The organism is Nitrosomonadales bacterium (genome assembly GCA_016716325.1).
GTDB lineage: Bacteria > Pseudomonadota > Gammaproteobacteria > Burkholderiales > Gallionellaceae > Gallionella.
The window spans coordinates 966,859-984,879 of sequence record JADJWO010000001.1; the positions used below are offsets into that span (position 1 = coordinate 966,859).

Below are 18,021 nucleotides of genomic sequence, written 5' to 3' on the forward strand. Positions count from 1 at the left end.
ATATTCATTTATGCGCATGATGCAAAAACGAGGCTGCTTTCCTTGGCGGCGGAAGATATCGAACCAGTTCGTTGAGCGCCATCGTATAAACCTCCCGCTTGAACTCGATGACAGCGTTGATATCCAGCCAGTAATCGTTCCAGCGCCACGCATCGAATTCCGGATGTTCGCAGGCGCGCAGACAGACATCACAATCACGGCCAATCAGGCGCAACAAGAACCAGATCTGCTTCTGTCCGCGATAGCCCCCGCGCGACTCCCGCCTGCTCCAGCTCTGGGGAACCTCGTAACGCATCCAGTCGCGAGTGCGTCCCAATATCTTCACATGTTCCGGCAACAATCCAACCTCTTCGCGCAACTCGCGGTACATCGCCTGCTCGGGCGTTTCGCCGGACTGGATGCCGCCTTGCGGGAACTGCCATGCATGCTGCCGGACCCGCTTACCCCAGAACACCTGATTCCTGTCATTCGTGATAATGATGCCGACATTCGGGCGATAGCCGTCACGGTCGATCATTTGTCACTCAATTCGGTTAATTTCAATGGGCGGATTCTTTCACATTTCCCATTTATTGGAAAGCTAATCTCCCTCCCGCTTACCGGAGACGGACCATTCCCTGTAAAATCGCGCCCACTGTTTACATTACTCGGATTCCCTAAAGCCATGCGCGTTTCACAATTTTTCATCTCAACCCTGAAAGAAGCACCGTCCGAGGCCGAACTTCCCAGCCACCGGCTGATGATGCGTGCCGGTTACATCAAAAAGCTCGCCAGCGGCCTGTATACCTGGATGCCGCTCGGATTGCGCGTGCTGCGCAAGGTGGAAACCGTCGTGCGCGAGGAAATGAATCGCAGCGGCGGCATCGAATTGCTGATGCCGGCCGTGCAACCCGCAGAATTGTGGCAAGAGACCGGTCGCTGGGATGTATTTGGCCCGCAGATGCTGAAAATAAGGGACAGGCACGACAACCTGTTCTGCTTCGGCCCCACGCACGAGGAGGTCATCACCGACATCGCACGCCGCGAAATTCGCAGCTACCGCCAGTTGCCGGTCAACCTTTACCAGATCCAGACCAAGTTCCGCGACGAGGTCCGTCCCCGCTTCGGCGTAATGCGTGCCCGCGAGTTCGTGATGAAGGATGCCTACTCGTTCCATGCAGATTATGCGAGCCTGGAACAGACCTACCGTGTGATGCATGACACCTACACCCGCATCTTCACGCGCTTGGGCCTGCAATTCCGCGCTGTTTCGGCAGACACAGGTGCGATCGGCGGTAGCGGCTCGCATGAATTCCATGTGCTGGCCGATTCCGGCGAGGACGCGCTGGCATACTGCCCGGATTCCGATTACGCGGCCAATGTGGAGCTTGCCGAAGCGGTCGCTCCTGCCAGACCGCGCGCCGCGCCATCGGAGGCATTGCGCGATGTAGACACCCCCAAACAGACAACCTGCGAACAGGTGGCGGAACTGCTGGGCATCCCGCTACAACGCACCGTCAAGCTGATCGCGTTGGTTGCCGACAACAAACTCCACATCCTGCTTTTACGAGGCGACCACAGCCTGAACGAAGTCAAGGCAAGCAAATTGCCCGGCCTTACCGATTTCCGCTTTGCCACCGAAGACGAGATTCGTACTCATTTCAACTGCCCACCCGGTTTTCTGGGGCCGGTCGGAATCGACAGGGCGGCCATACGGGTCATTGCAGACCATACCGTGGCGGCCATGAGCGATTTCGTAACGGGGGCGAACCGCCCCAAGTTCCACACTGCTGGCGTGAACTGGGGACGTGACTTGCCGGAACCCGACCTGGTCGCCGACATCCGGAATGTGGTTTCGGGCGACCCCTCACCGGACGGCAAGGGCGCGCTGGAGATCTGTCGCGGCATCGAGGTCGGACACATTTTCCAGTTGCGCAAGAAATACGCGGAGGCACTGAACGCGACCTTCCTCGATACCCAGGGGAAATCCCAAGTCATGGAAATGGGCTGCTATGGCATCGGCGTGTCGCGCATCGTTGCGGCCGGCATCGAGCAGAACTATGACGAACGCGGCATTGCGCTGCCTGCCGCGATGGCACCGTTCCAGATCGCCATCGTGCCGATCGGGATGGGCAAGAGCGAAGCCGTGCGCAATGCAACGGAACGGCTGTACACCGAACTTTCCGCTGCGGGAATCGAGGTATTGCTGGATGACCGCGACGAGCGCCCGGGCGTGATGTTTGCCGACATGGAGCTGATCGGCATCCCCCATCGCATCGTCATCGGCGAGCGCGGTTTGAAGGAAAACGTGCTGGAATATCAGGGGCGGCGCGATGCGGCAGCGCAGACCATTCCCTTGCAAAATGCGCTGGAGTTCGTAGAATCGAGGCTATGCGACTGATTCAACAATCGATTCCACGCACTTTCCGGCACTCCCTGTTTGCCGGAGCGGTTCTGCTTTGCGCGGGGATGTCATATGTATCAGGCGCATTCGCAGGTGCGCAGATCTATACACCGCTCTCTGCAAGCGTCAGGGCGGTATTGCAGCGCAGCGTGTCGGACAGGGCCACGCCCAAGCTGGCGTTCGCCTCGCAGTATGAGGCGGATTCATGGTTGAACGAAATGTCACGACGTCTGAAAAGCCGTATTCCGGACGCGAAGGATCGCCTCAACCTGTTGCGTACCGTTCACTACGAAGCGACTCGCGCCGGACTTGAGCCGGAACTGGTGCTGGGACTGATCGAGGTGGAAAGCGGTTTCAAGAAATATGCGGTCTCCAGGGTGGGCGCGCGCGGCTATATGCAGGTGATGCCGTTCTGGGTAAAAGAGATCGGCGCCAAAGAACACAATCTGTTCCATCTGCGCATCAACCTGCGCTACGGCTGCACCATCCTGCGCCACTACCTGGATATCGAAAAAGGAGATTTGTTCCGCGCACTCGGCCGCTACAACGGCAGTCTGGGACGGCCGGAATATCCCAATCTGGTACGTGCCGCATGGCACAATCACTGGTCATTGCCGCGCCGCACCGTAAACGCCGACTTCGCGCCCGCTAGTTGAATCTCTTGCCCTTGATGTAAGCCTCGATGCTCTCGCGCGTCACTTCACCGGGCTGATAACTGACCTGCTCGCCATTCGGGGCATACAGGAAACTGGTCGGCAACACCTCCAGCTCTCCGATCTTCGCGGCGATCTTGCGATTGCCCAACACCACCGGGTAGCTGATACCGTGCGCCTGTGCAAAGTTTGCGACCGATTTGCTGGAGCGATAGTCCATCGCGATGCCGATCACAACCAGGTCACTGTCCTTGTGGGCGTCATGCAGGGCACTCAACTCGGGAATCTCGCTCAGACAGGGGGGACACCAGGTCGCCCAGAAATTCACCAGCACCCACTTGCCGCGATAATCCGCCAGTCGGTGTACCTTGCCCTGCATATCCTCCAGCGAAAAATCCTCCGCACTGGCGAACAAGGACAATGTCAGCAGTATTCCGGCCAGCCAGCTTCGCGACATTGTCAATGCCCGTCTTGTCCGCTACCCTTTTCTGCATGCGCCCCGCCCGCTTCGGATGCATGAGTGAAATACAATGCCACCGCAATGAGCGCGATACTCGCACCAAGGTAAACCAGGTCGAGCGGCGTAGCCAGATGCATGTTCAATGCCTCCTCGAACAGGGTGACGATCATGATCATCAGGATCACTTTGGCCAGTTTGGATTTCAGGTCATCCAGATTGTTGATCACCAGAATTTTGCTGGCCGCCTTGCTGCCGTGCGCCTGATCGATATCGCTGATGAACAGCTCATACAGTCCCAGCGAGAAAATCAGCATCACCGTTGCCAGCAGATAGCCATCCACCACCTCAACGATGTGCGACACCGTGCTGTCGTGCAATGCTTTGCGCGCTTCTTCGGTCATTCCACTGTCGGCATAGTGCAAAGCATGGTTGAACAGATACACCACATCCACGGTAGCCATATAGAAGATCGCGATGCCTGCCAGCAAACTGCCGATCACAGCCGCCAGTATCATGAAGCGGCTGTTCCATAATGCGCCTTCAAATAGTTTTTCCAGCAATCCCATGTCGTACTCCGAGTATTGAAAAATGTGGCGCATTAAAGCGTAAATGCATGTCGCAATGCAAGCGCGTCAGCGTCTGCGACGGGCAAAGAGTTCCTGCAGGCTCAGGTCGGCGTCCTGTTCAAGCTGCTTCGCGCAAGCCACCAGCCATTGCCGCACCGGCTCGTCGTCCTGCCCGCCGGGCAACGTTGCGAAATCCATCACGAACAGGCGCAATAACTCGGATACCCTGATATGCGCAGCATCGCGTATCATCAGCCAGCCTTGCTTTCCGGTCTTACGCACCATACCGGCATCTGCCAGTGTCTCAAGCAATTGTTCCAGATCGTCATATCCGATATTTAATGACCTGGACAATTCCGGGAAGGTGCTGACCTTGCCTCGTACCATGCCGTCGGCCATGACTTGCAGCACGTGCAACGCGTCCAGCAATTTGGCAGCAGGCTGCAGGTGCCGTTCCACAGGAGTTCGCCAATGCGACAGCGATGCCGCAATCACCGCCCCGATCAGGATAGTCACCCAGGACAGATAAATCCACACCAGGAAAATCGGCACACTGGCAAAGGCGCCATAGACCAGTTTGTAGGTAGGAAAGTGGCTGATGTAATAACCGAATGCGCGGTTCATGACCTCAAAAATAAGTGCTGCCACAATCGCACCGATCAGCGCATGCGTGCGCGGCACATAACGGTTCGGCACGATCCTGAACATCATGGCAAAAGCCAGCGTGGCAAACAGCACCGGCAATACTTTCAGTACGCCCACGCCGAATATCGAACTCTGCTCGGTATGTCCCATCGACAATCCGACCAGCCACGATGTCAGCGAAAGGCTCGCGCCGATCAGCAACGGCGCGAGCGTCAACACGGCCCAGTAAGCCAACAACCGCTTGAGCAACGGACGCGGGCGCGAGACACGCCAGATGGTGTTGAATGCCTGACTGATGGTCAGCATCATCATAAATGCTGTCACCGCCAGAAACGCGATACCAACTGCCGTCAGGCGCATCGCACTCTCGGTGAACTGCTGCATGTATTGCGTGATGACCTTGCCTGCCATATCCGGCATCAGATTGTTAAGCAGATAGACTTTGATCTGGCGGGAAAAGTCATCGAATACCGGAAACGCCGAAAACACGGTCAATGCAATGGTAAGCAACGGAACCAGCGAGAGCAGCGTGGTAAAGGTCAGGCTCGCCGCAATCTGCATGCAGCCATCCTGATTGAAGCGCCCGACGACAAAGCGCATGAAAGCCAAGAAGTCCTGCCAATTCTTTTGCATGACCAGTTCGTTTCCATAATAATGCCCACATGATAACCGACAAAGAAATTCTGGTGCTGTATTACAGCCAGCATGGCGCCACGCGGCAGATGGCGCAACTCGTGGCGCGCGGCATCGAGCAGGTTGATGGCATGCGTGCGCGGTTGCGCACCGTGCCGAAAATCTCCACGTTATGCGAAGCCTCCGCCCCGGGCATCCCCGATAGCGGTGCGCCCTACGCCGAATTGAAAGACCTTGAGGAATGCATCGGTCTGGCACTGGGCAGCCCGACGCGCTTCGGCAACATGGCCGGCGCGTTGAAATACTTCTGGGACGGCACAAGTACCCTGTGGATGAAACATGCGCTGGCAGGCAAACCGGCCGCACTGTTCACTTCCTCCAGTAGCATGCATGGCGGGCAGGAAAGCACATTGTTGTCGATGATGCTGCCATTGCTGCATCACGGCATGATCATTGTCGGCCTGCCTTATTCGGAACCGGATCTCGCCACCACGCAGAGCGGCGGCACACCCTATGGCGCAAGCCATGTCGCAGGACTTACTAGCGACCTCCCCATCACGGATGACGAAAAGAAACTTTGCATGGCTCTGGGCAAGCGCCTGGCGCAAACCGCGTTGAAACTGGCACAGTAACGGGCATCTCATGAGCCACGCACGCGAAGCCAGACAACTGTTACGCGCCCATCGTTATGGTGTGTTGTCCACCTTGTCGAAAAAATTCGACGGCCACCCCTTCGGCTCCATCACGCCCTGTCTGACCGACCACGATGGCAGCGTACTGGTATTCATTTCCGCGCTGGCAGAGCACACCAGGAACATCCTGCACGATGCGCGCGTAAGCCTCATCACACATGACCAGAACGACCCGCGTATCCAGACCCAAGGGCGCGTGACGCTGGTGGGGGAAGCCACGCCGATTGCCGGTCGCGAACCGTTGACCGGACGCTGGTTGCGTTACCTTCCGGAAACGGAACCACTCTTCGAATTGGGTGACTTTTCTTTTTTTCGCATCGTGCCACGGGCCGTGCGCCACGTTGCCGGTTTCGGCCAGGCACGCTGGATCATGAGCCACTTCACGGTTCCGCCCTATCCGCTGATATCGCAGGAGAATGATTTACTGGAACAAGTGAATGCTGCAAGCCTTGATACAATGCGCGATTGCCTAGGCAGGCGCGGTCTATCTGCCGAACGAATGCGCATGATTGGCATCGATTGCGATGGTTTTGATATCGATGCCGACGGTCGCATCCTGCGTTTCGACTTTGACTGTCATGTCACGGATGCCGAAAGCGCATTGGCTGAATTGTCGCGGATATGCACCGACAGGACTTCTTGAATTCCCCTGGCGCTCAATGAAAAAGGCACGCAATTGCGTGCCTTTTTCATTCCCGAAACGAGTGAATCAATGCGTTCCGGATTTTGTCGCTCGTTTGGCCGGTGGTGCAGCCTTTTGCACGACAGACTCGCTTGCCGCAGGTTCGGCAGCACCAGATGGTTTATTTTGTTGCCAGCAACTGCTGTTGTTCACCGTACCGTTCGGCATCACCGTGTTGCAGAACGTCGCGCCGGTCATCGTTGCGTCGGCAGTATTGGCACCCGACAGATCCGCATCGGTCAGATCGGCATTCAGCAGGATCGCTCCGGTCAGGTTCGCGCGTTCCAGCTGCGCGCCGCGCAGCACGGCCTTGTTCAGGTTCGCATCGGTCAGGTTTGCCTGCGAAAGATTGGCGCGTGTCAGATTGGCACGAGCCATGTTGGCTTCGGTCAGGTTGGCCTTACCGAGATTGGCCTTGAACAGGTTGGCCTGCGCCAGGTTGCCCATATAGAGCTGCGCACCGGCAAGATTGGCCGCGCCAAGGTTCGCTTCCGCCAGAGAAGCATTCAGGCACACGCTGCGCGGTTGAATGACGCAGCCATTTATGGACGCCTCGCCAGACTCTTCCTGCTCCAGCTTGGCGGCGACCTTCTTCGCGGAACAGTTCGGACCGCTATTCACAATGCCGTTCGGCATCGTCGTGCGGCAGAACGTGGTCTTGACGAATTTGGCGTTCTCGATCTCTGCTCCGCTCAGGTCGGCGTCGGTCAGGTTCGCACCGCTCAGGTTCGCCCCCTTGAGCTTGGCCCCCGTCAGGTTGGTGCCGGTAAAGTTGGCACCCGTCAGGTCGGCGTTATACAACGTTACTCCGCTCATGTCCGCCTCGGTGAAATTGCCGCCCGACAGGTTGCCGTGGTAGATATTCGCTTCCTTGAGGTTGGCCTTGGAAAAATCGGACTTGGACAGATCGCCCTCGACCAATTGTGCCTCGCGCATATTCGCGCCTACCGCATTCTTGCCGGACAATTGGGCATGCGGGCATTGAGAATGCGGGATGAGTGAACATTCGCCCCAGCCGGCATTGGCAGCGAACGAGGCCAACAACAGTGCGCTACCCAACAGAATTTTCTTCAAGACAACCTCCAATTGTGATTTAAAAAAATGCACGAGACACGGTCCGCTGAATGAGACAAGCAATCCTGAAAAAGTTCACACCTGCGGATGCGCGCGCTCCCCGGAGCTATGCAACTTATTGAGCGCATTCAGGTAAGCCTTGGCCGAGGCCACCACGATATCGGTATCCGCACCCTGTCCGTTCACGATACGCCCGCCCCTGGCAAGACGCACCGTCACCTCGCCCTGCGCATCGGTACCGCTGGTGATGTTGTTCACCGAATACAGCAACAATTCGGTACCGCTGTTCACGATCTGCTCGATGGCCTTGAAGGTCGCATCCACCGGGCCGCCCCCCTGCGCATCGGCCTGATTCTCCTTGCCCCCCACACTGAGGATGACTCGTGCCACCGGCATCGAACCGGTCTCGGAATGTGCGCCCATCCCCACCAACCGGAAATGCTCACTCACCTGGGTGACCTCTTCATCGCTCACCAGCGCCTGGATGTCCTCGTCGAAGATCTCGCTCTTGCGATCCGCCAATTCCTTGAAACGCGCGAACGCGGCATTCAGCGCATCCTCGCTATCCAATACGATGCCCAGTTCATGCAAGCGTGTGCGGAAGGCATTGCGCCCCGACAACTTACCTAGGGTCAACTTGTTGGTCGCCCAGCCCACGTCTTCGGCACGCATGATCTCGTAGGTCTCGCGGTGCTTCAGCACGCCGTCCTGATGGATGCCGGACTCATGCGCAAAGGCGTTCGCCCCGACAATTGCCTTGTTCGGCTGCACCGGATAACCGGTGATGCTGGACACCAGCTTCGAGGTCGGCACGATCTGCGTGGTGTCGATGCGACAGTCACAGAGGAACACATCGCGGCGCGTGCGCACCGCCATCACGATCTCCTCCAGCGACGCATTGCCCGCGCGTTCGCCCAGTCCGTTGATGGTGCATTCCACCTGACGTGCACCGTTCAGCACGGCGGATAGCGAATTGGCCGACGCCATGCCCAGATCGTTGTGGCAGTGCGTGGACCAGACCACCTTGTCGCTGTCCGGCACGCGCGCGATCAATTCCTTGAAGCGCTCGCCCCACAAGGCGGGAATGCTGTAACCCACGGTGTCCGGCACATTCAGTGTCTTGGCGCCGGCCTTGATCACCGCGTCGAACACACGCACCAGGAAGTCCAACTCGGAACGCACCGCATCCTCGGCCGAGAACTCGACATCATCGGTATATTCCAGCGCCCACTTCACCGCCTGCACCGCACGCTCCACCACCTGGTCTTCCGTCATGCGCAACTTGTGCTGCATATGGATGGGCGAGGTCGCGATGAAGGTATGGATACGCCCCCTCTTTGCGGGTTTGATTGCTTCGCCCGCGGCACGCACATCCTTTTCATTGGCGCGGGCCAGGGAGCAGACCGTGGAATCCTTGATAGCTTCGGCAATGGAGCGGATCGCCTCAAAGTCGCCCGGACTGGCCGCAGCAAAGCCTGCCTCGATCACATCCACGCCCAGCTTCTCGAGTTGGCGAGCGATGCGCAACTTTTCTTCCTTGGTCATGGATGCGCCGGGACTCTGCTCGCCGTCGCGTAAGGTGGTATCGAATATGATCAATTTGTCAGTCATGCTTAACTCCAGTGGGAATGGATCAAACCTGCGGACCCTCTCAGGGCCGCGCACTTTCTTTCTGATTGTGGTGTAAAAAAAGGTTAGCGCGTGCCGCGCAGCAGCAGCGCAGCCAGCAGGCTGGATGTGGAGTGTAGAAGCGCGATGTGTGTGGAAAAGTGCATGCGGCGAATATTACCAGTTTTATCGCCTCATGCAACGGGCTTGGCGCGTCGGCGCAGGAACCACAGCACATAGCCCGACAAGGCGTAACACATAAACAATGCGAACAACACGCCCGGCGGATAACTGGAGATCAGGATAAAAAACAGCGCGATCATGAAAATCACCAGGAACGGTACGCTCCTGCGCATATTGAAATCCTTGAAACTGTAGAACGGCAGGTTGCTGACCATGCTCAACCCGGCGAAAACCGTCAGCGCTGCGGCATACCAGCTCAACTCGCTGCCTTTAAAACCATAATCCAGCATCACCCAGACGAATCCGGCCACCAACGCGGCCGCTGCCGGACTGGGCAAGCCTTGGAAGTAACGCTTGTCAACCACATCGATGTTGGTATTGAACCGCGCCAGACGCAACGCGGTAGCCGCACAATAAATAAAAGCGGCGAACCAGCCCCATTTGCCCAGCCCCTTGAAAGCCCATTCGTAGATCACCAGTGCAGGAGCAACGCCGAACGACACCATGTCAGACAGACTGTCATATTCCGCGCCGAATTCACTCTGCGTATGCGTGAGGCGTGCCACGCGGCCATCCAGCCCATCCAGCACCATCGCAATGAATATCGCCACCGCAGCGTATTCAAAGCGACCGTTCATCGATTGCACGATGGCATAGAAACCCGAAAACAATGCACCGGTGGTAAACAGATTGGGCAACAGGTAGATGCCCCGCTTGCGCAGGTTCATCGGCTTACGAGTATTGAATTCGTCCATTGTTCCAGACTATCAGCTTTGCGCGAGAACTGCCAAGATGGTCGTGGTCGCCGAAACCTTGTCGCCGATACTCACTTTCACGCCAGCATCAAGCGGCAAGTAGACATCCACGCGCGAACCGAAGCGGATGAAACCGTAGCGCTGGCCGCGCGCCAGCCGGTCGCCCGCCTTGACGTAACACAGAATGCGGCGCGCGATCAGTCCGGCCACTTGCACGAAGGTCACGGTCTGCCCGCCATCGGTCTTGAGCACGATAGCGTTGCGCTCGTTCTCCAGCGAGGCCTTGTCCAAGTCGGCATTGACGAACTTGCCGGGGAAATACTGCACCTTCCGGATCGTGCCTTCCACCGGGCTACGGTTGGAATGCACGTTGAACACGTTCATGAACACGCTGACCAGGATGGCTTCGCGCTCACCGTAGGGATCGGTAGTGCGTTCGACCTTAATCACGCGGCCGTCGGCCGGCGCCAGCACCGCACCGGGTTCCTGTGGGATCTCGCGCGCCGGGTCGCGGAAGAACTGCAACACGAACATGAAGATGATCCAGAACGGGATGGACCACGCCAAGCACCATGCGCTGACCAGCAGTGCCGCGACCAGCGAGATCGCCAGAAATGGCCAGCCCTCTCGAGCGATGATGGGATGGGGGTAGTTATTCATTGGATTAAGGATTTTGGAATTATGAGTTAGCGGAACGGGGGGAGGATGAAGGGTTATCCCCCCAATCCTCGATCCCCAGCCCTCAATCCTAGTTCTTGGACTGATCGACCAGCTTGTTCTTGCTGATCCACGGCATCATCGCACGCAGCTTGCCGCCAACCTGCTCGATCGGGTGCTCCGCATTCAGGCGACGGCGTGCGGTCATCTCGGGATAGTTGGTGCGGCCTTCCAGGATGAACTGCTTGGCGTAGGAGCCGTTCTGGATGTTGGTCAGACACTCCTTCATTGCGGCACGGGCCTGATCGGAGATCACGCGCGGACCGGTGACATACTCGCCGTACTCCGCGTTGTTGGAGATAGAGTAGTTCATGTTGGCGATGCCGCCTTCGTACATCAGGTCGACAATCAGCTTCAGTTCGTGCAGACACTCGAAGTAGGCCATCTCCGGCGCGTATCCGGCTTCGGTCAGCGTCTCGAAACCTGCCTTAACAAGCTCAACTGCGCCACCGCACAGCACGGCTTGCTCGCCGAACAGGTCGGTCTCGGTCTCCTCGCGGAAGTTGGTCTCGATCACGCCGCCCTTGGTGCCACCGTTGGCTGCCGCGTAGGACAGTGCAACATCCTTGGCCTTGCCAGTCTTGTCCTGGTACACGGCGATCAGGGTCGGCACGCCGCCGCCTTTCAGATATTCGGAACGCACGGTGTGGCCTGGCCCCTTGGGCGCGATCATGATGACGTCCACGTCAGCAGGCGGCACGATCTGGTTGTAATGGATGTTGAAGCCGTGCGCGAAAGCCAGCGCAGCACCAGCCTTCAGGTTCTTCGCGATGTCAGCGTGATACACCTCCGGCATGGTCTCATCCGGTAGCAGAATCATGACTAGGTCAGCGCCCTTCACGCCATCGGCGATCTCGGCGACCTTGTGGCCGGCAGTTTCAGCCTTGGCCCAGGAGGCTCCACCCTTGCGCAAGGCGACGGTCACGTTGACGCCGGAATCCTTGAGGTTCTGGGCATGGGCATGGCCTTGCGAGCCGTATCCCACGATGGTCACTTGCTTGCCCTTGATCAGGGACAGATCTGCATCTTTGTCGTAATAAACTTTCATATATGCCTCGTCGAAAAAATCAGAAATAGGGAATTGTTCAGAGTTTCAGGATGCGGTCGCCGCGTCCGATGCCGGAAGCTCCGGTGCGTACCGTCTCAAGGATAAGATCGCGGCCAATCGCATCAAGGAAGTTGTCCAGTTTGGCGCGCGAACCAGTCAGCTCGATCGTGTAGGTGCGGCTGGATACGTCGAGGATGCGGCCACGAAAAATATCTGTCATGCGTTTCAGCTCTTCTCGCGAATCACCTTCCGCTCTGACCTTGACCAGCATCAATTCGCGTTCGATGTGTTCGCCATCACTCAAATCCATCAGCGCTGCAACATCAACCAGTTTGTTGAGTTGCTTGTTGATCTGTTCGATGATGGCATCCGAACCGTGAGTCACGATGGTCATGCGCGACAGCGTCGGATCCTCGGTCGGAGCCACGGTCAGCGACTCGATGTTATAGCCGCGCGCCGAGAACAGCCCGGCTACACGCGATAACGCACCGGATTCGTTTTCCATCAGCAGAGAGATAATGTGGCGCATTTTAGAGATCCTCCGCCAGAATGACTTCCGACAACCCCTTGCCGCCCGGCACCATGGGGAACACGTTTTCCGTCGGGTCCGTCCGGAAATCCATGAACACCAGATCGTCTTTGCGCGCGAAGGCCTCTTTCAATGCCGGTTCCACATCGGAGGGCTTTTCAATCAACATGCCTACATGCCCATAGGCTTCCGCCAGCTTGACGAAATCCGGCAGGGCGTCCATGTAGGATTCCGAATAACGGTTGCCGTGGAAGAACTGTTGCCACTGACGCACCATTCCCAGATACAGGTTGTTCAGTGCCAACACCTTGATCGGCAGATGGAACTGCTTGCAGGTGGACAGTTCCTGGATGTTCATCTGGATGCTGCCATCGCCCGATATGCAAGCCACGTTCGCACCGGGATTCATAAGCTGCACGCCCATCGCCGCCGGCAGGCCGAAGCCCATCGTGCCAAGACCGCCCGAGTTGATCCAGCGGCGCGGCCTGTCGAACTTGTAATACTGGGCGGCCCACATCTGATGCTGCCCTACATCCGAGACGACAAAAGCATCTCCGCCGGTAATCTCATAGAGTTTTTCGATGACGAATTGAGGCTTGATGATATCCGTGGAATTCCTGTAACGCAGGCCGCCTCCCTTGACGCGCCACTCTTCGACCTGTTTCCACCATGCCGCCATGTCCGCCGCATCGGGTTTCTGCTTGCTGCTGCGCAACACGTCGAGCAATTCGTCCAGCACCAGTTTCAGATCGCCGACGATCGGCACATCGACCTTGACGCGTTTTGCGATCGAAGAAGGGTCGATGTCGATATGGATGATCTTGCGCGGCACTTCGGCAAAATGTTCGACATTGCCGATCACGCGGTCATCGAAGCGCGCGCCGATCGCCACCAGCACATCGCAATGTTGCATTGCCATATTGGCTTCGTATGTGCCATGCATCCCCAGCATGCCGACGAATTGTTTGTCGTTGGCGGGATAGCCTCCCAGCCCCATCAGCGTATTGGTGCATGGGAAACCGAGCAGGCGTACCAGTTCGGTCAACTGCGTGGATGCGCCGGACAAAACCACGCCGCCGCCGCTGTATACCATCGGCCGCTTGGCTTCCAGCAGCATCTGTGCCGCGCGCTTGATCTGGCCGCTATCGCCTTTGCCCTCGGGATGATAGGAACGGATATGAACGCTGCCCGGGTATTCGAAATCCGCCTTCTGATTCGACACATCCTTGGGAATATCCACCAGCACCGGCCCGGGGCGACCCGACTTGGCAAGATAGAATGCCTTCTTGATGGTCGAAGCAATATCCTTGGGGTTCTTGACCAGGAAATTGTGCTTCACGCACGGACGGGTGATACCCACAGCATCCACCTCTTGGAAGGCATCTTCACCGATCGCAAAAGTCGGCACCTGGCCGCTGATCACCACCAGCGGGATAGAGTCCAAATAGGCGGTCGCGATTCCTGTCACCGCATTGGTCAACCCAGGACCGGAAGTAACGATGGCGACCCCGACCTTTTCGGATGATCGCGCGTAGCCGTCGGCTGCATGTAACGCAGCCTGCTCATGGCGCACCAGAACATGCTTGACCTTGTCCTGCTTGAACAACTCGTCATAAATGAACAGCACTGCGCCGCCGGGATAGCCGAATACATACTCAACCCCTTCTTCCTGCAGACAGCGTACGACTATCTCCGCGCCCGTCAATTCCATCACGCACACCCTAAGTAATTAAGCCAAATAAAGACCGTGTAAGATAATGGCTGGCGGCATTTTGGTCAACCTTCACAGCACCGTCGGCATGGTTTCATGTGCCATCGTCGGTGATTTGCTACTATTCCCCCCTCAAAGCTTAAGTGAAACTTGGGAGTAAATAGAACTGGCCAGCCCCGCCGAATTATCGCAGTTCCTCGGCAACGTAGAACGTCGTGCTTACAAGCAAGCGCTGTTCGCGGTACGCAACGAGCATAGCGCGCTGGACATCGTGCAGGACGCGATGATCAAGCTCGCCGAGAAATACGGCGACAAGCCCGCAGAGGAATTTCCGCTGTTATTCCAGCGCATACTGCAGAACACCATCCGCGACCATTACCGCAGGCAGAAAGTCAGGAATGCATGGACCACGCTTTTTTCGTCATTAACTCCCGAACATGACGAATACGATCCGCTCGAAAACCTGGAAGACAGCACGAACCCAAGCGCTCCCGCCAAACCTGATGAATCCTTGCAACAGAGTCAGGTTATCGCGCTGATCGAACAGGCGCTGACCAAGCTCCCGGCGCGTCAACGCGAAGCCTTTCTGCTGCGTTATTGGGAAGGGCTGGATACAGCAGAGGCTGCTGTTGCAATGGGATGTACTGAAGGAAGCGTAAAAACCCATTGTTCCCGTGCCGTGCATGCGTTGGCGGCATCCCTCAAAGCAAAAGGAGTGGATTTATCATGAGCTCAGATGGCAATCTTCAAGACAACTTCGCAAAAAGGGTTGCAGGACTGCTTACGCGCGCCACGGAACAGCTTGATTCCGGGACAATGAGCGCATTGCGCCATGCTCGTCATGCCGCCCTTGAGCGGCAGCACCGGAACATGCCGGCTTTAGCGCTGAATACCGGGCACCACATACAATGGCCTGTTCCGCATTCCCCTCACCAATGGGCGGTCGCGGCCATCCTGCTCGTATCCATACTTGTCGGCAGCGCAAGTTATTGGCAACATGTGCGCAAACACGAAGCGACCCATCTGGATCTCGCAATCCTGACCGACGATATGCCCATGGAAGTTTTCATAGACCGCTAGACATATGAGACAACCGATCATTGCGCTCGCGCTGTTCTGTGCCCTGCAAACTTCCGGCGCCCTGGCGGAGCCCCAACCTTGGCGCACGCTCACGTCATCCCAGCAGGAAGCGCTTGCGCCGATGGCGCGGCAATGGGACAGGCTGCCGGAGGCGCAACAGTCCAACCTGCTGGATGTGGCCCAGCACTTTTCCGGATTGAGCGCCGCGGAAAAACAGCGTTTTCTCAGCCGTCTGAACGCATGGAGCCAACTCACCCCGGAACAGCGTCAGGCGGCGCGCGACAAATATCGCGCATTCAGCCTGGTTCCCGCCGACAAACGCGAACAGGTAAAGCAAATGGTCAAGGAAGAACAAACCGGAAAAAAGCCGTAAGCTCCAGCTTCTTTATCGTCTTTCGGTCCACCACAGCATCAGCATCCCCAGCAACAGGAACAAACCCGTCATCGCCGTAGCGCTGATGAAGGGTTGCCAGTCGTTGAGCGCCCCCAGACTGGCGAATAGCCGGCCGACGAAATGGAACACCAGGCCCAGCACGATCCCCATGAAGATCATCGCGCTGATTCCGCCTGTGCGCCGGTGGTAAGACGCGAATGGCAGCGCAAGAAGCATCATCACCAGCAAGGCGAACGGATAGACCAGCTTGTTCCACATGGCGATCTCGTAGCGCACGCTCTTCTGGTGGTTATCCCTCAGGTGGACGGTGTACTGGTACAGATCGTAGGCGGACATTTGTTCGGGCACCACCAGCAGCACGCTCAAAAGCCCCGGATTCAGGGCCGAATACCATTGCTGGGCAGGAGATGCATTGATGCTGGTTCCATGCTTGTCGAAGCGTGTTTCCAGCACATCTTTCAGTTGCCAATACCCCTCCTCGACAAAATCAGCCTGCCCGGCATGGGTGATCGTTTGCAAATGATAGTTCTCGTCGAACCGGTAAATGTCGATATCAGACAGCGAGGTATCCGGCATCACGTTTTTTACGTTCACGAAACTGTTCTCGTCCTTTACCCACAGGCCGGAGCGGAATTCCTTGAGCGAAACCTGTGCGTTCTGAGCCTTCAGGCGCAACTGCTGCGCCAACCGCTCGCTGGGCGGCGCGATAAATTCGCTGATGACAAAGCTCAACACCACCAAAGGCAGCGTGATCTTGAAAAGCGCATTGACCATTTGCCACAGCGATGCGCCTGAGGCGCGAAAAACGGTCAGTTCCGAACTGGCCGCCATCTGCACCAGCGCAAAAATGGCGCCCACCAGCACCGCGACCGGGAACAACTCGTAAACATGACCGGGAATGGTCAGGATAACGAACAGCAGCACGTATCCCAAGTGATATTGCTCCTGCCCCATCACGTTCAACTCATGGATCAGATCCAGAAAGGCGAACAGCATGATGAGCGCACCGAAGACCAGTGCGATGCTGAGATAGACCTCGCGCCCGAGATAGCGTGTCAGCAGATTCATCTCGACCACACCCTGCGTAGCGAAAACAACGTCATGCGGCGGTAAAACATCAGCAGCGCAACCGCCAACATGACCAGATGTATGCCCCATAACCCGACACCCGGAGACAGCTTGCCCAGACCGACCCACGCATTGGTGACGCTGATCATGTTGCTGTACAGCATGTACAGCACGATCGCCAGCACCAGATTAAGCGAACGGCCGGCGCGTGGATTGACATAACTCAACGGGATCGCCAGCAGGGCGAGGATCGCCGCGCTGATCGGCAATCCCAGCCGCCATTCCAGCTCGGAAACGTTCCACAGTGTATCTGCGCGCTTCTGCCACAGCTCCAGCGTGGACATGGTGCGCGAATAGGGACGCGATTGTTTGACCGGCACGCTGTCGATACGTATCGAATAACGCTCGAACTCCACGATATTGTAGTCGCGTTGTCCCGGCGTACCCTCGTAGCGCGTACCGTTGAGCAGCACCAGGAAACGATCCCCGTTCGGCAGCGTTTCCTGCAGGCCTTGCCGGGCCACCATCGTACCGAGTTTGCCATTCTGCACAGACTGCACGAACACGTTGCCGATACGATTGGAGCCCACATCGACGTTCTCTACGAAATAAACCCGGTCGGCGTGTCTCGATTCGCGGAACGTTCCCGGGATGGCCGCCGATACGTCATCGCGGCTCTCCAGCCGGTTCTTGAACTGTTCGGCTTTTTGCAACGCCCACGGCGACAGCACCAGGCTGAGCAACGCGACCAACCCCACCACCGGCGTGGCATACCACATCACCGGGCGTATCCAGCGCGTCAGGCCAACCCCGGAACACAACCACACCACCATCTCGCTGTCCCGGTAACAGCGCGACAGGGTGAGCAGAATGGAGATGAACAGGCTGATGGAAAGCAATACCGGCAGATAATTCATGGCGCTGAATCCCAGCAGTGCCAGCACCCCCTCCACCGCAATCCTGCCGCTGACCGCATCGCCCAGCAGGCGTATCAACTGGCTGACCACGACGATGCCGAGCAATACCGAGAACACCAGCAGCCCATTGCTGGCAAATTCACCCACCAGCATGCGATGGAACAGCCCGAAGCGTAGCGGCTTTGACTTTAGGCGGTGAGTATGCGGATAATCCGGCATCGAA

The 18,021-nt window shown here is 57.4% G+C and carries 20 protein-coding genes; 7 read left to right on the forward strand and 13 right to left on the reverse strand.

The annotated features are described in order from the left end of the window. Positions 1 to 4: 4 nt before the first annotated feature. A complete protein-coding gene (locus IPM27_04525) occupies positions 5 to 517 on the reverse strand; it encodes an RNA pyrophosphohydrolase (GenBank protein ID MBK9160815.1) in 513 nt (170 codons plus the stop codon). Positions 518 to 664: 147 nt separating this feature from the next. Between IPM27_04525 and IPM27_04530 the strand changes: the two genes are divergently transcribed. After that, positions 665 to 2,380 carry a proline--tRNA ligase gene (locus IPM27_04530; GenBank protein MBK9160816.1) on the forward strand — a complete coding sequence of 572 codons (1,716 nt, stop codon included), beginning with the start codon at positions 665 to 667 and terminating at the stop codon, positions 2,378 to 2,380. A 68-nt stretch (positions 2,381 to 2,448) separates the two neighbouring features. Further along, positions 2,449 to 3,039: a lytic transglycosylase domain-containing protein gene (locus tag IPM27_04535; GenBank protein MBK9160817.1), complete on the forward strand. Its 591-nt coding sequence runs from the start codon at positions 2,449 to 2,451 to the stop codon at positions 3,037 to 3,039. Here IPM27_04535 and IPM27_04540 read toward each other — a convergent pair. The 3 genes from IPM27_04540 to IPM27_04550 all read right to left on the reverse strand — a co-directional run bounded on the left by IPM27_04540 (position 3,032) and on the right by IPM27_04550 (position 5,340). Further along, positions 3,032 to 3,493: a TlpA family protein disulfide reductase gene (locus IPM27_04540; GenBank protein ID MBK9160818.1), complete on the reverse strand. Its 462-nt coding sequence runs from the start codon at positions 3,491 to 3,493 to the stop codon at positions 3,032 to 3,034. The two genes, IPM27_04535 and IPM27_04540, sit on opposite strands and share 8 nt — an antisense overlap. Before the next feature lie 2 nt (positions 3,494 to 3,495). Further along, a complete protein-coding gene (locus tag IPM27_04545; protein ID MBK9160819.1) occupies positions 3,496 to 4,062 on the reverse strand; it encodes a YqhA family protein in 567 nt (188 codons plus the stop codon). Between the two features lie 66 nt (positions 4,063 to 4,128). Further along, positions 4,129 to 5,340 carry a YihY family inner membrane protein gene (locus tag IPM27_04550; GenBank protein ID MBK9160820.1) on the reverse strand — a complete coding sequence of 404 codons (1,212 nt, stop codon included), beginning with the start codon at positions 5,338 to 5,340 and terminating at the stop codon, positions 4,129 to 4,131. 29 nt (positions 5,341 to 5,369) lie between these two features. Here IPM27_04550 and wrbA point away from each other — a divergent pair, with 29 nt between their 5' ends. Continuing rightward, a complete protein-coding gene (gene wrbA / locus IPM27_04555) occupies positions 5,370 to 5,972 on the forward strand; it encodes an NAD(P)H:quinone oxidoreductase (GenBank protein MBK9160821.1) in 603 nt (200 codons plus the stop codon). 10 nt (positions 5,973 to 5,982) lie between these two features. Then, positions 5,983 to 6,675: a pyridoxamine 5'-phosphate oxidase family protein gene (locus IPM27_04560; GenBank protein MBK9160822.1), complete on the forward strand. Its 693-nt coding sequence runs from the start codon at positions 5,983 to 5,985 to the stop codon at positions 6,673 to 6,675. Positions 6,676 to 6,741: 66 nt separating this feature from the next. Here IPM27_04560 and IPM27_04565 read toward each other — a convergent pair whose 3' ends face one another. From IPM27_04565 to ilvB, 7 genes are all read right to left on the reverse strand, one after another. Next, positions 6,742 to 7,788, reverse strand: a complete 1,047-nt coding sequence (locus tag IPM27_04565) for a pentapeptide repeat-containing protein (protein ID MBK9160823.1) — start codon at positions 7,786 to 7,788, stop codon at positions 6,742 to 6,744. 75 nt (positions 7,789 to 7,863) lie between these two features. Then, the gene (locus IPM27_04570) at positions 7,864 to 9,399 is read right to left on the reverse strand and encodes a 2-isopropylmalate synthase (protein ID MBK9160824.1); all 1,536 of its coding nucleotides are present in this window, start codon (positions 9,397 to 9,399) and stop codon (positions 7,864 to 7,866) included. Positions 9,400 to 9,590: 191 nt separating this feature from the next. Continuing rightward, on the reverse strand, positions 9,591 to 10,334 hold the full coding sequence (gene pssA, locus IPM27_04575) for a CDP-diacylglycerol--serine O-phosphatidyltransferase (protein ID MBK9160825.1): 744 nt from the start codon (positions 10,332 to 10,334) through the stop codon (positions 9,591 to 9,593). A gap of 12 nt (positions 10,335 to 10,346) precedes the next feature. Further along, on the reverse strand, positions 10,347 to 10,994 hold the full coding sequence (locus tag IPM27_04580) for a phosphatidylserine decarboxylase (GenBank protein ID MBK9160826.1): 648 nt from the start codon (positions 10,992 to 10,994) through the stop codon (positions 10,347 to 10,349). An 88-nt stretch (positions 10,995 to 11,082) separates the two neighbouring features. Further along, positions 11,083 to 12,099, reverse strand: coding sequence for a ketol-acid reductoisomerase (ilvC, locus tag IPM27_04585; protein ID MBK9160827.1), 1,017 nt, complete (start codon positions 12,097 to 12,099; stop codon positions 11,083 to 11,085). A 37-nt stretch (positions 12,100 to 12,136) separates the two neighbouring features. Continuing rightward, the gene (gene ilvN / locus IPM27_04590; protein MBK9160828.1) at positions 12,137 to 12,628 is read right to left on the reverse strand and encodes an acetolactate synthase small subunit; all 492 of its coding nucleotides are present in this window, start codon (positions 12,626 to 12,628) and stop codon (positions 12,137 to 12,139) included. A 1-nt stretch (position 12,629) separates the two neighbouring features. Continuing rightward, the gene (gene ilvB / locus IPM27_04595; protein ID MBK9160829.1) at positions 12,630 to 14,339 is read right to left on the reverse strand and encodes a biosynthetic-type acetolactate synthase large subunit; all 1,710 of its coding nucleotides are present in this window, start codon (positions 14,337 to 14,339) and stop codon (positions 12,630 to 12,632) included. 166 nt (positions 14,340 to 14,505) lie between these two features. Here ilvB and IPM27_04600 point away from each other — a divergent pair, with 166 nt between their 5' ends. From IPM27_04600 to IPM27_04610, 3 genes are read left to right on the forward strand one after another with little or no spacing between them, the layout of a single operon-like run. After that, complete coding sequence (locus IPM27_04600) at positions 14,506 to 15,069, forward strand: RNA polymerase sigma factor (GenBank protein ID MBK9160830.1); 564 nt, start codon at positions 14,506 to 14,508, stop codon at positions 15,067 to 15,069. Next, positions 15,066 to 15,419, forward strand: a complete 354-nt coding sequence (locus IPM27_04605) for a DUF3619 family protein (GenBank protein ID MBK9160831.1) — start codon at positions 15,066 to 15,068, stop codon at positions 15,417 to 15,419. Before IPM27_04600 ends, IPM27_04605 begins: the two co-directional genes overlap by 4 nt. Before the next feature lie 4 nt (positions 15,420 to 15,423). Further along, positions 15,424 to 15,792, forward strand: coding sequence for a DUF3106 domain-containing protein (locus IPM27_04610; protein MBK9160832.1), 369 nt, complete (start codon positions 15,424 to 15,426; stop codon positions 15,790 to 15,792). 12 nt (positions 15,793 to 15,804) lie between these two features. On the opposite strand, the gene lptG is transcribed toward IPM27_04610, so the two are convergent. Both lptG and lptF read right to left on the reverse strand, forming a co-directional pair. Then, positions 15,805 to 16,881, reverse strand: a complete 1,077-nt coding sequence (gene lptG / locus IPM27_04615) for an LPS export ABC transporter permease LptG (GenBank protein MBK9160833.1) — start codon at positions 16,879 to 16,881, stop codon at positions 15,805 to 15,807. Further along, positions 16,878 to 18,017: an LPS export ABC transporter permease LptF gene (lptF, locus tag IPM27_04620; protein ID MBK9160834.1), complete on the reverse strand. Its 1,140-nt coding sequence runs from the start codon at positions 18,015 to 18,017 to the stop codon at positions 16,878 to 16,880. The genes lptG and lptF overlap by 4 nt, the downstream gene beginning before the upstream one ends. Positions 18,018 to 18,021 lie beyond the last annotated feature (4 nt).